The organism is Boseongicola aestuarii, assembly GCF_900184815.1.
In the GTDB taxonomy this organism is placed as follows: domain Bacteria; phylum Pseudomonadota; class Alphaproteobacteria; order Rhodobacterales; family Rhodobacteraceae; genus Boseongicola; species Boseongicola aestuarii.
In genome coordinates, this window is record NZ_FXXQ01000001.1 from 136393 (window position 1) to 150564 (window position 14172).

At 56.7% G+C, this 14172-nt stretch carries 15 protein-coding genes, 2 tRNA genes and 1 pseudogene; 9 read left to right on the forward strand and 9 right to left on the reverse strand.

Annotated elements, in window-relative coordinates:
* Positions 1–187: 187 nt before the first annotated feature.
* The 3 genes from BOA8489_RS00695 to BOA8489_RS00705 all read right to left on the reverse strand — a co-directional run bounded on the left by BOA8489_RS00695 (position 188) and on the right by BOA8489_RS00705 (position 2954).
* The gene (locus tag BOA8489_RS00695; RefSeq protein WP_093972065.1) at positions 188–1801 is read right to left on the reverse strand and encodes a hypothetical protein; all 1614 of its coding nucleotides are present in this window, start codon (positions 1799–1801) and stop codon (positions 188–190) included.
* A 79-nt stretch (positions 1802–1880) separates the two neighbouring features.
* A tRNA-Asn gene (locus BOA8489_RS00700) sits at positions 1881–1955 on the reverse strand.
* Between the two features lie 78 nt (positions 1956–2033).
* On the reverse strand, positions 2034–2954 hold the full coding sequence (locus tag BOA8489_RS00705; protein WP_093972066.1) for an MBL fold metallo-hydrolase: 921 nt from the start codon (positions 2952–2954) through the stop codon (positions 2034–2036).
* 15 nt (positions 2955–2969) lie between these two features.
* Between BOA8489_RS00705 and BOA8489_RS00710 the strand changes: the two genes are divergently transcribed.
* A complete protein-coding gene (locus BOA8489_RS00710; RefSeq protein WP_093972067.1) occupies positions 2970–4283 on the forward strand; it encodes an ATP-binding protein in 1314 nt (437 codons plus the stop codon).
* A 55-nt stretch (positions 4284–4338) separates the two neighbouring features.
* Here the strand turns inward: BOA8489_RS00710 and BOA8489_RS00715 are convergent.
* Positions 4339–4415 (reverse strand) — tRNA-Ile (locus BOA8489_RS00715).
* A 107-nt stretch (positions 4416–4522) separates the two neighbouring features.
* Between BOA8489_RS00715 and purM the strand changes: the two genes are divergently transcribed.
* From purM to rnd, 3 genes are read left to right on the forward strand one after another with little or no spacing between them, the layout of a single operon-like run.
* Positions 4523–5572, forward strand: coding sequence for a phosphoribosylformylglycinamidine cyclo-ligase (gene purM, locus BOA8489_RS00720; RefSeq protein ID WP_093972462.1), 1050 nt, complete (start codon positions 4523–4525; stop codon positions 5570–5572).
* A complete protein-coding gene (purN, locus tag BOA8489_RS00725; RefSeq protein WP_093972068.1) occupies positions 5569–6183 on the forward strand; it encodes a phosphoribosylglycinamide formyltransferase in 615 nt (204 codons plus the stop codon). The genes purM and purN overlap by 4 nt, the downstream gene beginning before the upstream one ends.
* 32 nt (positions 6184–6215) lie before the next feature.
* Complete coding sequence (gene rnd / locus BOA8489_RS00730) at positions 6216–7373, forward strand: ribonuclease D (protein WP_093972069.1); 1158 nt, start codon at positions 6216–6218, stop codon at positions 7371–7373.
* On the opposite strand, the gene BOA8489_RS00735 is transcribed toward rnd, so the two are convergent.
* Both BOA8489_RS00735 and BOA8489_RS00740 read right to left on the reverse strand, forming a co-directional pair.
* Positions 7370–8350: an AbrB family transcriptional regulator gene (locus BOA8489_RS00735; RefSeq protein ID WP_245813616.1), complete on the reverse strand. Its 981-nt coding sequence runs from the start codon at positions 8348–8350 to the stop codon at positions 7370–7372. The genes rnd and BOA8489_RS00735 overlap by 4 nt on opposite strands.
* A 71-nt stretch (positions 8351–8421) precedes the next feature.
* Positions 8422–8889, reverse strand: a complete 468-nt coding sequence (locus BOA8489_RS00740; protein ID WP_093972070.1) for a hypothetical protein — start codon at positions 8887–8889, stop codon at positions 8422–8424.
* Between the two features lie 124 nt (positions 8890–9013).
* Between BOA8489_RS00740 and BOA8489_RS00745 the strand changes: the two genes are divergently transcribed.
* Both BOA8489_RS00745 and BOA8489_RS20895 read left to right on the forward strand, forming a co-directional pair.
* Positions 9014–9445, forward strand: coding sequence for a SufE family protein (locus tag BOA8489_RS00745; RefSeq protein WP_093972071.1), 432 nt, complete (start codon positions 9014–9016; stop codon positions 9443–9445).
* A 59-nt stretch (positions 9446–9504) separates the two neighbouring features.
* Positions 9505–9639: a hypothetical protein gene (locus BOA8489_RS20895; RefSeq protein ID WP_281256155.1), complete on the forward strand. Its 135-nt coding sequence runs from the start codon at positions 9505–9507 to the stop codon at positions 9637–9639.
* A 143-nt stretch (positions 9640–9782) separates the two neighbouring features.
* Here BOA8489_RS20895 and BOA8489_RS00750 read toward each other — a convergent pair whose 3' ends face one another.
* The 3 genes and pseudogenes from BOA8489_RS00750 to BOA8489_RS20690 form a co-directional block, all read right to left on the reverse strand.
* Positions 9783–10433, reverse strand: coding sequence for a DUF1638 domain-containing protein (locus BOA8489_RS00750; RefSeq protein ID WP_093972072.1), 651 nt, complete (start codon positions 10431–10433; stop codon positions 9783–9785).
* Positions 10434–10469: 36 nt separating this feature from the next.
* Positions 10470–11174, reverse strand: coding sequence for a cobalamin B12-binding domain-containing protein (locus BOA8489_RS00755; protein ID WP_093972073.1), 705 nt, complete (start codon positions 11172–11174; stop codon positions 10470–10472).
* A 77-nt stretch (positions 11175–11251) separates the two neighbouring features.
* A pseudogene (locus BOA8489_RS20690) lies at positions 11252–12259 on the reverse strand (SGNH/GDSL hydrolase family protein).
* A 125-nt stretch (positions 12260–12384) separates the two neighbouring features.
* Between BOA8489_RS20690 and BOA8489_RS00770 the strand changes: the two are divergent.
* The 3 genes from BOA8489_RS00770 (at position 12385) to BOA8489_RS00780 (ending at position 14172) form a co-directional block, all read left to right on the forward strand.
* The gene (locus BOA8489_RS00770) at positions 12385–13467 is read left to right on the forward strand and encodes a PA0069 family radical SAM protein (protein WP_093972464.1); all 1083 of its coding nucleotides are present in this window, start codon (positions 12385–12387) and stop codon (positions 13465–13467) included.
* Between the two features lie 196 nt (positions 13468–13663).
* Positions 13664–13915 carry a DUF2484 family protein gene (locus BOA8489_RS00775; RefSeq protein ID WP_093972076.1) on the forward strand — a complete coding sequence of 84 codons (252 nt, stop codon included), beginning with the start codon at positions 13664–13666 and terminating at the stop codon, positions 13913–13915.
* Entirely contained in the window at positions 13912–14172 is a 261-nt protein-coding gene (locus BOA8489_RS00780; RefSeq protein ID WP_093972077.1) for a DUF2484 family protein, read from the forward strand. The genes BOA8489_RS00775 and BOA8489_RS00780 overlap by 4 nt, the downstream gene beginning before the upstream one ends.

Consider the following 14172-nt stretch of genomic DNA (forward strand, 5'->3'; position numbering starts at 1 on the left):
CATCTGTTACTTGACCATCAATATCATGTAATTACCTGTAAAATCTTGCGTGCAATTGTCCGTCTTTTTGTTGAGCGGACTCTACACAAAAATGGAGGAGTTTTAGAGCCGCGGGTCGCTAGCAGTTCCGAGAATTTTAATTGATTAAGCATAATATCGCTAGAGCATTTAACTCTAGCAAATCTATTCAGTTGCAGGGTACGTCCATATTTGAGCGTCGCACAGAGAGTATGAAGAACGTGGACTCCCTACAGGTGCGGAATTCTTGCGCGATAATTGCAGTTGCCTCTGGAGACAAGTGATCTGGAGCCGTGTAGTATCTTACGGACATAATGATATCCACTTCTGAGACGTCCAGAAGGCTTGTCGATCTCTGAAGCGGCCAAACAGGGAAGCTAGGCACCGGTCTCGATGTCATGGGAACCGTAAAATCAAATGTGCTTCCCCGAGTGATTATGCCATAGTTCGAAACGTCGGATATCTGGTTGAGAAGGTGGACACCGTCAGCCAGCACTACATAAGGATCTCTGGCTCGAATTTGCCCTCCGGATTTCAGTCTTTTCGCAGCCTCAGAAACGGCGGTCTCCAACCGCACCTCGAATACGACATGTGACGGAAGCTCCGAGGGCGTTGCGGGCTCTAAAACAACGTAGTTCGCAAGAGGCCCTTCTGTAATCAGTTGGCTCAATTTCGCTTCATTCATGCGTAGCCACGTCTTTCCGGAGTGGTATGCCGCCGGCAGGATCAATACCGCACCCATCACGGTAGCAGAAAAATATCCAAGTGACCTATGGGTTTGGTTCTTGAGACGATCGGATAGAATGGTCAAAAGAAGGATGATCATCGGAAGCATCATGAGGTCGGGTCGCCCATTCATACTGAGTGTCGCTGCGCCGAAGGCAGCCGCACACAGAAATATGGATGCGAAGAACGATGCAGTCCGCATTGTTTTGCCTTTGGCAAACAACCAGAGGAAATAGCCAAGAACAACTAAGTATCCAGCGTGTGCGATTAACGTCAGCAGCGTGTGTTGCATGCGGCCGTGCAACCCGCCAGCTCGCTCGATTTGCCCCATAAGCATGATTTCGTTGAGAGAACCTCTAAAGCGAACTGCCCATGGGTCGAGAAACACTAGTGCTAAGACGAAGCCGAGCACAATCAGTGCGGCCGCACGAAGGTCCTTCCGAATGGCACACGCGGCCACCGCGAAGGGTGCAACAACAAGAAATGTGGGTTTCGTGAGAGCCAGAATTAGCAGTGTCATACCGACAATCAAACTCGATAGAATATCCAGAGATGCGTATTCTGATCTTGAATTGATTGCGAAGATCGAGACTGCAATTATCACTATCATCGCGAAGTGATTGTAAACAAAGCTATGGTTCGTATAGGGAAGATAGCCGTCCTCGATACTGATCGGGCCCAGAATTATCGTCGCCGATATCGCGAGAAGAAGCCAAAAGCTCGTGCAGGACAAGCGCTTCACGCTGAGAAGTGCGAGTAGGGCGGCCGCTTCCGAGAAAATTAATGCAAAGGCGAAGTCGACAGATTTCATCGAAACGCCGAAAAGTTGAAAAGCAAGTGTCAGATTTGCTTCGGTAAACCCGCCGTAAAAATGCCAATAGTCCAAGACGGGCGATAATCCGTTGACACCTCTCCATCCAAGATTTGCGAGAAACGTCGTATCGATCATATACGCGGTATCTATCGAAATGGGGCTTGCGACCCGAAACAACAAGAAGAAGCCAACAATTGCGGCTGAAAAGATAAAAGAGATACGTGAAGTCATCGCATCGGCCATAGTTCCCGGCGGTATGTGCCTAATATGCGTCCAAAGAAAATTGGGCTCAGCATTCTAGATGCCAAGCCCTTGAATTCTTTGGCTCCGGCGGTAGGGATCGAACCTACGACCAATTGATTAACAGTCAACTGCTCTACCGCTGAGCTACGCCGGAACACTGGCGCGATATAGCAATGCAATTCGTGCGCGTCCAGTGGGTGAATGGCAGAAACTTCAATGGGCTCCTTCGAAGCTATATCAGCCGAAATACCGCGTTCTGGTGGATGTGCGGTATCGCCTCAATCAGCGAACGCTCCCAAAGGTCAATCAAGTGGGCTAGGACATTGCGTGCGGCTGCGGGGCGAACGGTTTCCGGAATGTCTGAATACACCCGCGATACGATCTGCTGGGCGGTCAGGCCTGTCTCCGCGAGGGCGTCCAGTATCTGAGCTTCCCGCGCAAGTCTGTGTTCGACAAGCCATTCAAGGCGCCCGCGCGGTGCGGGCAACGGCGCTCCGTGTCCGGTTAGGCAACGCGAGGGATTGCGCCTAATGACCTTGTGACAGCTAGCCAGAAAATCACCGATATGCCCGTCGGGAGGAGAGACAATCGAGGAAGACCAATCCATCACGTGATCACCCGAGAACAAAGTCTCGCCGAACTGAAAACCAAGATGACCTGCGAAGTGCCCGGGCAAGTGAAGCACTTCGATGCTCCAGTCCGCGCCGTCTATGAGGTCACCGTCCCGGACAAGTTGGTCCGGTGAAAATCCGGCATCCAGACCTTCTCCGCCGCCAAGGTCACCGGCTTCTGCCAAATGCTGCATTACTTTCCGTCGGCCTTCGTCCGGCAATCCAAATCCGACAACCGGCGCCCCTGTCTTGTTCGAAAGCGCCGCGGCGCCGGCGCTGTGGTCCGCGTGTGCGTGGGTGACAAGAATGTGGGAAACCTCGCGGGCTCCAATGGCCTTCATCAAGGCTGCAAGATGACTTGCATCAGCTGGGCCAGGGTCGACGACTGCGACGGATTTGTTGCCAACAATATAGCTGTTCGTGCCCCAATGGGTCATCGCACCTGGATTTGGAGCCAAAATGACTTGAACGCCCGCTGCCACATAAACCGGAATTCCAACATCGGGACGGCTCATCGGCACTTTCGCTTCATTGCTATGCATGCTTAGGCTTTCAGAATGATTGGAACGTTTCTCAAGCGGTTTATGCCGCGCTCGCTGTTCGGACGCGCGACGTTGATTTTGCTGGTGCCAGTGGGGACCATCCTGCTGGTCATGTCTATCGTCTTTATTCAGCGACTCTACGAGAACGTCACACGGCAAATGACCGAAAGCGTCGCAAACGAGATTACTCTTTTGCTGTCGCAAGCAAACGAGGCCGCCACACCCGACGAAGCGATATCCGCCGCGCGTGCGATTGCGGTTCCACTTGCTCTGAGCGTGTCTTTCCTTGACGAGGAATTAGTGGATCAAAGGGCCAGCTTCGATCTGTCGGGGCGCGTTGTGGTCGCGACGCTGCGCGCGCGAAACGAAGATGTTGGTGCGATCGACTTTTTGTCTCAAGAGGGCTCGGCGCTGGTCGCGCTGACGTCGATCCATGGCGCTCTTTTGCTGGAGGTTCCGCGCACGAGGGTGTCTGCACGAAACCCGCATCAGTTCCTCGTTTTGATCGGCATTACATCGATGTTGATGATTTTCATCGCGCTTTTGTATTTGCGCGGCCAAGTCCGACCAATCAGACGACTTGCGGCTGCGGCCTCGGCTTTCGGGAAAGGGCGATCGGTACCTTACAGGCCTGCCGGTGCCGCAGAAGTTCGGCAGGCAGGGCAAGCCTTCATTCAGATGCGCGACAGGATAGAACGTCAGATTGAACAGCGCACGCTGCTTGTGTCGGGCGTCAGCCATGACCTGCGCACGCCGCTCACGCGTATGCGCCTTGCGCTAGGCATGTATGATGGCCCCGAACGGGACGAAATGGTCCGAGACGTCGATGAAATGCAGGCGATGCTCGATGCTTTTCTGGATTTCGCACGCAGCGAGTCGCTTGGGGAGCCCGAGCGCATCGATCCGACGCCTCTCATTCATGCGGCTGTTGAAAAAGCGGTTCGCGGTGGCGGGAACGTGGAAGTGGGAGTCATCGAGAAAACCGAACCAATCACGTTGCGCGCGCCCGCATTCGATCGCGCAATTGGAAACCTGATCGGAAATGCTGTGCGCTATGGCAAGACCGCGCGTGTCGGTTTGAGTGCATCAGAGCACGCGGTTTCGGTGACCGTGGACGACGATGGTCCGGGAATCCCGCCTGAACTACGCGAAGCGGCGTTGAAGCCCTTTACGCGGCTTGACCAATCGCGCAATCAGGACGCCGGCTCGGGTGTCGGGTTGGGGTTGGCCATTGCCGGTGATATCGCGCGTCAGCATGGCGGCACCATTGAGTTATCTCAAAGTCCGGAACTTGGTGGTCTGCGCGCCGCAATCGTTTTGCCGCGTTAGTGTATTTCTGAAAAGCGCAAAGCCGGTCTTATCTCTACATAGCTGGTTTGGCGGATGGTAGGCCCGGAGGGACTCGAACCCCCAACCAAAGCGTTATGAGCGCTCTGCTCTAACCAATTGAGCTACAGGCCCGCCATCTGTGGCAATATCAGACGTCACGGCCCGGTCAAGAAGGCTTGGCAGGGCCGTGGACAGCTGCCTCGTGATCCGGTATCGCACCTCGAACGTTGAAGGAAAAGATCGCAATGACCAAGAACGGGCTGACCTATGCTGAAGCGGGTGTCGATATTGATGCCGGAAACACTTTGGTGGAGCGCATCAAGCCCGCGGCCAAGCGCACCGCGCGTGCGGGCACGATGTCAGGGCTGGGCGGCTTTGGAGCTTTATTTGATCTCAAAGCTGCCGGTTTCACCGATCCGGTCCTCGTCGCCGCAACAGACGGAGTGGGCACGAAACTGAAGATCGCGATTGATACCGGGATCGTGGACGGTGTCGGAATTGATCTGGTCGCGATGTGTGTGAACGATCTGGTCTGTCAGGGGGCTGAACCTCTGTTCTTCCTTGATTATTTTGCGACCGGGAAACTGGACGTGGATCATGCCACGCGTGTCATCGAAGGTATCGCGTCGGGCTGCACGCGTGCAGGTTGCGCGTTGATCGGTGGTGAAACGGCGGAAATGCCCGGAATGTACTCAGGTGGCGACTTTGATCTGGCGGGCTTTGCCGTCGGTGCAATGGAGCGCGGGCATACGTTGCCTGCCGGTGTGGCGAAAGGCGATGTTCTTTTGGGCTTGGCCAGCGACGGCGTGCATTCCAATGGGTATTCGCTGGTGCGCCGTGTTGTCGAGCAAAGCGGACTGGGTTGGGACTCGCCAAGCCCATATTCCGATACCAGCCTAGGCGAAGATCTTCTGAGACCCACACGGATTTATGTCAAAGGCGCTGTTACAGCAATTGCCGAGGGTGGCGTGCTGCACGGACTTGCGCACATCACAGGGGGCGGTTTGACCGAGAACCTGCCGCGGATGCTGCCTGAAGGTCTGGGCGCGGAAGTTGACTTATCCGCCTGGAATTTGCCTCCGGTCTTTCAATGGCTGGCCGGTCAGGGCGGTATTGCGATGCCTGAACTTTTAAAGACCTTCAACTGCGGGATCGGGATGGTCGCGGCCGTGCCGGAAGACAAGCTTGATGTCGCCACCTCAGCTTTCGCTCAGGATGGTCACGACATGATGGTCATCGGGCGTGTCGTCGACGGCGAGGGCGTGACTTATCGGGGCGAACTGTCATGAAACGCTGCGCTGTCCTGATTTCGGGCGGCGGATCGAATATGATGACGTTGGTGGGCGACATGACCGGCGACCACCCGGCGCGTCCGGTGTTGGTTCTGTCCAATCGGCCTGACGCGGGCGGACTTGCAAAGGCCGCAGCACTCGGCATTCCGACGGCTGTCGTCGATCATCGTGATTTCCCAAAGGACCGCGAGGCCTTTGAAGCGGAGCTTAACGCGGTTTTGGAGCGCGGGGACCCGGACATCATTTGCCTTGCAGGCTTCATGCGTGTTCTCACTCCGGTTTTCGTAGATCGCTGGGCCGGACGGATCCTGAACATTCACCCGTCATTACTGCCTAAATATCCGGGCCTGAATACCCATGCCCGCGCGATCCAAGCCGGGGACAAGGAAGCCGGTTGCAGCGTGCATGAAGTCACCGATGTTCTTGACGGAGGGCCGATCCTTGGACAGGCGCGTGTGCCCATCCTTGAGGGGGATACGTCTGAAACGCTGGCAGCGCGGGTGCTGATCGAGGAGCATCGCCTCTATCCGGCTGTCCTGCGCCGTTTCGCCGAAGGGGACCGCAGGCCGATCGTCTTGTCCACCGCCGCCGAAAGCCCTATCAACTGAAAACGGCCCGCACAAAGGACAAACTCAGCTAAATGCTCACCCTCACAACGACCGAAGAGCTCGCGACATTCTGCAAGCGCGCCGCATCCGCCCCATATGTGACTGTCGATACCGAGTTCCTCCGCGAACGCACATATTATTCGAAACTTTGCCTGATCCAGTTGGCCATACCCGGAGAAGCTGAGGAAGACGCCGTGCTGGTCGATCCGCTGGTCAGTGGCATGAGCTTCGACCCTCTTTATGAGCTTTTTCGCAACGAGGCTGTCGTCAAAGTATTCCACGCAGCAAGACAGGACCTTGAAATATTCTTCATTGAAGGCGGGGTTATTCCCAAGCCATTGTTTGATACCCAGGTTGCAGCGATGGTTGCAGGTTTTGGCGAACAGGTCGGTTATGAAACTCTGGTCCGCAAGATCGCCCATGCGCCATTGGACAAATCCTCGCGTTTCACGGATTGGTCACGTCGCCCCTTAACCGATGCTCAAAAGACATATGCCTTGGCGGATGTCACGCATCTGCGTGTGATCTACGAGTTTCTGGCGGCTGAGTTGGACAAGTCCGGGCGGCTAGACTGGGTCGAGGAAGAGCTGGGCGTCCTTGCAGACCCGGCGACCTATGTTGTCGATCCGGACGAGGCCTGGAAGCGGGTCAAGACACGCACCAATTCGGGTCGCTTTTTGTCAGTGGTTCGTGAGTTGGCGAAGTTTCGCGAGGTTTACGCGCAAACGAGGAACATCCCGCGCAGCCGGGTCATCAAAGACGATGCTCTGCTTGAACTTGCCTCGACCAAGCCTGCATCCTACGAGGATCTGAACAGGTCCCGTTTGCTGCTACGCGAAGCGCGCAAAGGCGAGATCGCCGACGGCATCCTGAACGCCGTGAAGATCGGAATGCAGACGCCGGCGGAAAATCAACCGAAACCTGACCGCTCGCGCGACAAGATGCAGGTCAATCCGGCTTTGGCGGATCTGTTGCGTGTCTTGCTGAAGGCAAAGTCCGAGCAACTGGGGGTCGCGCAAAAGCTGATCGCAACCTCTGCTGATCTTGATGAGATCGCTGCCGGGCGTCGCGAAGCAAAATCCCTGAACGGTTGGCGTCACAAGGCTTTTGGCAAGGACGCCTTGTTGCTGTGCGAAGGTCGGTTGGCCCTGCGAGCCAATGGTCAGTCCGTCGAAGTTTTCGAACTCTAGACGCGTGCGCGCAGGGCTTTGAAAACAAGGGGCGCGACGGCAATCACCAGCGTGATCCTGAGGATATGGACCGTCACGACATAAGCCACGTCCGCCCCCATTGCGAGTGACAGAAGGCTCATCTCGGGCAACCCTCCGGGCGCAAAGGTCAGGAACGACTGGCCAAAACCTGCGCCTGTCACTCTGACCACAATCACCGCGGTCGAAAACGCCACGACCAGCATCAGGCCCGATGCCAATGCAGCCAAAGCGATATCCCTGGCAATCTCGCGCGCCGGCACGCCGAGAAAGCGGCATCCGACGACCGTTCCCATCACCAATTGTGCGGTGTTGACGGCAATCGTTGGTGGGGGCGCGGAGGTCAGGTCGACAAGGTGTACAATTGCGGACAACAGCATGGGGCCGAGGATTTGCGGTGCGGGGAGTCTTAAGCTCGGGCCGATCCATGCGCCGATGACAGCGCAGGCAGCCAGCAGCGCCAGATCGCTCAAAGCGACGTCGGCAAAGGTCACGTAAATCCGCGCATCGCCGGTGGCTCTGACATCCAGCACAACCGCGAAGAAGAACGACACAAATCCGACGATCACCAAAATGCGGCTGGCATGGGCCAGAGCGATCCGCCGCTCGATCCCGCCGGCTTCTGCGCCGATCATCATCATATCGTTCAAGCCGCCCGGAGCGGATGAAAAATAAGCCGTGACAACATCATAGCGGCCAACCCTGCGGTAAACCATGAATGCCAGTCCAAAGGCGCAGGCGATATAAACCGGCAGGATCGCGATGGTGAACAGCCAGCTTGTGGCCTGCCCGAACAGAGCCGGTGAAAAGCCGGACCCAAGCATAACACCCAGGATGGGCAGCAATAGTTTGCGCAGCAGTATGGGAGCCTGAAGGTTGGCTCCAAGAACGGCCGCAAGCGTTACCAAAAGAATGGGTCCAAGCATCCAGGGGAGCGGTATTCCCAGTTGGCTGGCCACAATTGCACCGACCAGTCCGATCACAAGACCGGCGATTTGGCGCAGCGGGGCTGCCTCTGGCGGGAAAGTGATCAGCGGCCAACTGTCCTTGCATTACCAGCGGCGAGGACACGTATGCTCGTGATACCGGCCAGTTCAAGGTCCGACAGATAAGTGCCCACGATCAGTTCGCGTGACTGCTGGGTCGAGACGCGGGTCGGCGTCTCGGGTGGGCGGGCGCGGAACGAATAGACAAGGACGCCAGGGCCGGCGGCGGCATTGGCTTCACGCACCAGTTGCGCGTCGTACCAACCCTGCATCGGCGGCAAGCCGGTCGCACGCACGATAATGCCACCTGGCAGACGTTCAATCACCAGCGATTCGACGCTTGCGACCAGAGGGCGCTGATCCCTGACCACAGCGAATTCGACTTCGTTGAGCATTTCCACGGGCTCTTCCTGCGTCAGCCAGCCAAAGAGACCGGAACCACTATCGCCTCCGCCGCAGGCGGCAAGCGCGAGGAGTGATGCGATCAGTGCAGTGCTTTTCGAAAATGTCATGCGGCGCGTCCCGTTCCAGCCCGGATGCCTTGTGCTACCGGAAACGAACGCACAAGAAAAGTCCGACTGACTGGACCTTTACACTTTCGCAACCTAGATCGGAGAGGCAATCCACGAGGACATCATGGCCACCGAAGCATTTGAAGACATCGCCGAGACTTTTGAGTTTCTAGAGGACTGGGAGGATCGCTATCGCCATGTGATCGACATGGGCAAAGCGATGCCACCACTGGAAGAGGCGTTTCGGGTGCCTGCCACCAAGGTGGATGGATGCGCTAGTCAGGTGTGGTTGCTGCCCGAGATCGAAGGCACCGGTTCGAACGCCGTATTCCGGTTTCGCGGCGAAAGCGATGCAATGATCGTACGAGGCCTCATTGCCGTCCTGCACGCCCTTTTCAGTGGATTGACGGTGTCCGATGTCCTTAAGGTCGATGCCGCTGCCGAACTTGGCCGTCTGGGGCTGAACGACCATTTGTCGGCCCAACGCTCAAACGGGTTACGCGCGATGATCGAGAGAATTCGCGCGCTCGCCAGCCATGCTGCAAGCGGCGCGTAAGGCCTGCTGACGGCCCGACGGCGCAGGCAGACAAGCAAACCACCCAGCAGCAGGACGCCTTGAAACAGCAGGTCCACAGCGCGCGGAAACGCCCCGAAGCTGCCGCTGCTGATGAAGTGACTGCTCAGTATACCAAGCAGTTCGTCATAGGCGGGGGAATTGACGTCGTGCAGGATGACAGGACGCGCCTGTGAGGTGTCAAACCAGGGATCGACCGTTCCCGCCGAGACATGCGCCGCATTGGCCGCGACAAGCATGAAAACAACTGCTGCAAGAATGAAATATCGGATCGCCTGAACCATGTGCATTCCTTGCCATGGTCAGGGTTAACAATGGGTTAGGGGCCGGATCGAAATTCGCTCAAAGCCGTATGAAGGTCGCCATAGCCAGTGAAGCGGCGTTCAAACGGCAAGCCAAGCCGGGCGGCGGCATCCATGGCCAATGCGGTCAGTGAAGGGTCGTCGGTTTGCGCCTGATAGACGAGCTTTTCGTAATGCCCGAAGTAGGTGTCTCGGAGTTGCGGGTGGCGATCCAGGCCCAGGGGTTCCCACACGAAAGCATCGAATTGGCGCACCAGAAAGTCGGTCAGGTAGAAGGCGGTGAATTCCTCGCCTGCGCGGGCAACGAAGCCATCGGTGCCTTCAAAGAACGCATAACAGTGCGGACCGGCAAGCATTGTGATCCCAAGCTGTTCGGCGGCGGCTTGAAGCTGTCCGCCGGTGCCGCAATCCGCATAGGCGAGGAAGATCGTGTCGTAGTGATCGCGGTGTTGGTCCACAGCCTTGGTCACGGCGGGGACAATGCGTTCGGGGTGATTGTGCAGGATCGCGGGCAGGCATTGAAGATCGATATGATCGAACCCGTTACCCTTTGTAATGGCAAGGATTTCACGCGCAAGTGCTCCACAGGCAAGCACCAGCACGCGGCCTTTCTGAGCCGGATCCAGACCCTTGTGGGTGAGCGTGTTATCATCAGGCAAATCGGTCATGTCCGCAGCCTAACACAATTGCAGGAAAACGGCGCGTTAGCCGGCCGCCATTTGGTTGTGTTTGCGTGCCATATAGGCCTTTGCTGTCTCAACTGCGACGGCTGCGTCGCGGCAATAGGCATCCGCACCGATGGCCTTGCCGAACTCTTCGTTCAGCGGGGCGCCCCCGACCAGAACGATGTAGTCGTCGCGAATGCCCTGCGCGACCATCGTATCGATCACGACCTTCATGTAAGGCATGGTCGTGGTCAAAAGTGCCGACATGCCAAGAATATCGGGCCCTTCGGCTTCCATCGCTTCAAGGTAAGATTCGACGGCGTTGTTGATGCCAAGATCCACAACCTCGAAACCGGCGCCTTCCATCATCATCGACACAAGGTTTTTGCCGATGTCGTGGATATCGCCCTTTACCGTGCCGATCACCATCTTGCCCATGCGAGGCGCGCCGGTTTCGGCCAAAAGCGGTTTCAGGATCGCCATTCCGCCCTTCATGGCATTGGCAGCCAGAAGAACTTCTGGAACAAAGAGGATGCCATCCCGGAAGTCATTTCCGACGATTGTCATGCCGCCGACGAGGGCCTCGGTCAGAACGCGGTAGGGTTCCCAGCCGCGTTCCAGGAGGATGTTCACGCCTTCTTCGATCTCTTCTCTGAGGCCGTCATAAAGGTCGTCGAACATTTGCAGCACAAGTTCGCTGTCATCCAGTTCGCTCAGTACGATTTCGTCTTCTTGGTCCGACATGAACGTTACTCCTCGCCCGTATGCGCCAGACTTAAGACAATACCAGCAAACAATAAACGCCGAATTACGACGAAAACTTAGGCGCTCGCGACTTTGCGTCGTCTGGCGAGGCCTCCGAGCACGACCAGACCGCCCAAAGCGAGACTGAGGCCGCCCGGAAGCGGAACCGGGGTCACGAAGTCGGTGACAGCATTTGCAAGCGCCAGATGGATCTTTTGCGTGGGATGCAGGCCATCGAAGAACGCGTAGCTGTCCTGATCGGGGCCACAAAAGAAGAACTCGTTGACGTCTACCGTTTCCTCATTGTCGGCCACGATGCATGCGTCAGTGAGGTTGGTGATCCCAAGTTTATCGGTATCCTCCAGAAGTTCGGCCAAAAAGCCTTGGGTATCAAAGAATTGCACGTTTGGAGTGAGGTCGTTTCCATAGAGCGACTCAAGCGTCGCCCCGAGGTTCTGGTTGAACGTCGAGGATAGGAATGTTGCCCCGAACGAGGCTTCGGGACTGTTCACGACGCTTGGGATCAGGCCGAGATCGGGCAGGCCAAAAACAAGGAATTCGCTCAATCCGGTTGTCGCAAGATCATTAACCCCGACCACGATCTGCGTGATCACATTCGAGATCATTGCAACAGGATCAAGTGCGGCATTTTCAGGATCAAGAAGGACGCGCAAGTCATTGCCACCAAACCATATTGTCGCCAAAGTATTGTCCCCAAGCTAGAGTGCCGAGCCGTCAATGGCGGCCCGATACAGCGCACGTTGGTCTGCGAAATCCGGAATATCGAACCCGTCTTGGTTCGGACCCGACGTAGCGGCTGTGGCTCCGCCAAAGGCAAAATTCGTCCCACCGAATGTGCTGAGCGATGGTGCTGCGCCCAATGTGGTGGCCCAGGTATCGCCGTTTGTGAACTGGCCGTTTGGATAAAACAGCGGAACAGGCGTTATGCCGCCGGTGGCCGCGGCGATATTTCCGCCATCACTAAGGCTATCGCCAAATACTAAAAGATCCGTATATGGGCCGAGCGTGTCTGCGGACGCAGGCAGCGCAATTGCAACGGCGAGTGCCGAAAGAACTGATTTCATTGTTAATTTCTCCTCCCCAGGATTTGGCGAAATCTAGGCATTAGGGGACGTAGGGGCACGCAAGTGTGACGTGGCGGCATGTTTTCGAGATTGATAAAGTTCTTCATTTGTTCCTATATGCGGACATGCCTAGAAACGCCCATACACCTGACCCCGATGCGCGTGGTCGCGCTGCCTTAAGCAACCGCGTCAGCCGATTCGAACGGCTGGACCGGGATCGGGTAGATGATGGTTGGGATATCGACGAGGACCTGCCAACGGTTCGCACCGACGTAAGTCTCGAAATTCCAAGGAAAATCATTACACGCAACACGTCGCCGGACGTGCCGTTCGATCGCTCGATCAATCCATATCGCGGGTGCGAACACGGGTGCATTTACTGCTTTGCGCGCCCGACGCATGCCTATCTTGGGCTGTCCCCGGGTTTGGATTTCGAAACGCGCCTGATTGCGCGGCCTGATGCGCCGGACTTGCTGGCCAGAGAGCTTCGAGCAAAGTCCTACAACGTTGCCGTTATGGCGATCGGGACGAACACTGATCCTTATCAACCAATTGAAAAAGAACAGCAAATCATGCGGCGCTGTCTGGAAGTGCTGCGCGATTTCAATCATCCCGTGGGCATTGTCACCAAGGGCACGCTGATCGAGCGGGATATCGATATTCTGAGCGAAATGGCGTCGCGCAATCTGGTGCGGGTTGGCATTTCGGTGACGACTTTGGACGCGCAGGTCTCAAGGGCCATGGAGCCGCGCGTGCCGTCTCCAAAGCGTCGGCTGGAAACGATCCGACGTTTGGCGGACGCGGGAATTCCCGTGCGAATTCAATGCGCTCCGATCATTCCGGGACTGACGGATCATGAGTTGGAATCGCTGTTGGAAGCGGGGAGTGAGGCCGGGGCCTATGCGGCAAACTGGGTGATGCTGCGCCTGCCTCTGGAGGTCGCGCCCCTGTTCAAGGAGTGGCTTCAGGCGGCGTTTCCGAACAAGGCTGCGAAAGTAATGGCGCGGGTGCGCGAAGCGCATGACGGGCGCGAATATGACGCCGAATGGGGCAAGCGGATGCGCGGGACGGGCACATATGCCGAGTTGATCGCGCACCGTTTTGCGCTTGCCTGCAGGAGGTTGGGGCTGTTCGGCGACGTCGCGCCATTGCGAACGGACCTGTTTCGACCGCCACCGCAGGCCGGGGATCAACTGTCGTTGTTTTGACGCAAGTCGTTATTTTGCCTGGGCGGGACACCGACGTCCACACCAAAGACAGCGCGCGATGGTTAACAGTTTGAAATCACTCGAAAAGGCCGTGTCGGTATAACGTCGGTTTGACGTCGGTTTCGCGTCGGTGCGCCCGTTCGCCCAATTCATGCCTTGTTCATCCATTAATTGACGCGCGTAACAGGAGAGAAACATGAGATTTTCACTGATTGCAGGCGCGGTTTGGGTGATTTTGGCGACACTCGTCGCAACACTTCCGATGCGCCGCCAATTTCCGCCAGGCATCGTTCTGCTAATTTCAGCACCCGTGCTGATCGGCTGGATCGGGGTCGAGCATGGCTGGCTCTGGGTGGCATTGGGCACCTTTGCCTTCGTGTCGATGTTTCGCCGACCGCTTTGGCATATCTGGCACAAGGTGCGCGCGCCCAAGGAAGTTGCACAATGACGTCATCCCTGATGCTGGCCTGTTTGTGGTGCATTCTGGCGAATGTAATCGCGATGTTTCCGTCCAAGAAAAAGCATTGGCCCGCGGCCTATGTGCTGATGACCTTTGGCGTGCCGCTTTTGGGGTTTGTTTTCTGGGAAAACGGCATCTGGATCGGTTTTTTGGTGCTCTTGGCCGCGATGTCGATCCTGCGCTGGCCGGTTGTATTCTTTCTACGCTGGCTGAAAGGTCTGGGGCGCGGCCAGGTCGGGGCTTAG

Bases quoted from the DNA above. Each gene is read 5' to 3' on its own strand.
- BOA8489_RS00740 (WP_093972070.1), bottom strand. From the start codon at position 8,889: ATGACATTTTCGAAAAGCACTGCACTGATCGCATCACTCCTCGCGCTT.
- BOA8489_RS00775 (WP_093972076.1), top strand. From the start codon at position 13,664: ATGAGATTTTCACTGATTGCAGGCGCGGTTTGGGTGATTTTGGCGACA.
- BOA8489_RS00750 (WP_093972072.1), bottom strand. From the start codon at position 10,433: ATGACCGATTTGCCTGATGATAACACGCTCACCCACAAGGGTCTGGAT.
- BOA8489_RS00710 (WP_093972067.1), top strand. From the start codon at position 2,970: ATGATTGGAACGTTTCTCAAGCGGTTTATGCCGCGCTCGCTGTTCGGA.
- BOA8489_RS00770 (WP_093972464.1), top strand. From the start codon at position 12,385: ATGCCTAGAAACGCCCATACACCTGACCCCGATGCGCGTGGTCGCGCT.
- purN (WP_093972068.1), top strand. From the start codon at position 5,569: ATGAAACGCTGCGCTGTCCTGATTTCGGGCGGCGGATCGAATATGATG.
- BOA8489_RS00745 (WP_093972071.1), top strand. From the start codon at position 9,014: ATGGCCACCGAAGCATTTGAAGACATCGCCGAGACTTTTGAGTTTCTA.
- BOA8489_RS00780 (WP_093972077.1), top strand. From the start codon at position 13,912: ATGACGTCATCCCTGATGCTGGCCTGTTTGTGGTGCATTCTGGCGAAT.
- BOA8489_RS00705 (WP_093972066.1), bottom strand. From the start codon at position 2,954: ATGCATAGCAATGAAGCGAAAGTGCCGATGAGCCGTCCCGATGTTGGA.
- rnd (WP_093972069.1), top strand. From the start codon at position 6,216: ATGCTCACCCTCACAACGACCGAAGAGCTCGCGACATTCTGCAAGCGC.
- BOA8489_RS00695 (WP_093972065.1), bottom strand. From the start codon at position 1,801: ATGGCCGATGCGATGACTTCACGTATCTCTTTTATCTTTTCAGCCGCA.
- BOA8489_RS00755 (WP_093972073.1), bottom strand. From the start codon at position 11,174: ATGTCGGACCAAGAAGACGAAATCGTACTGAGCGAACTGGATGACAGC.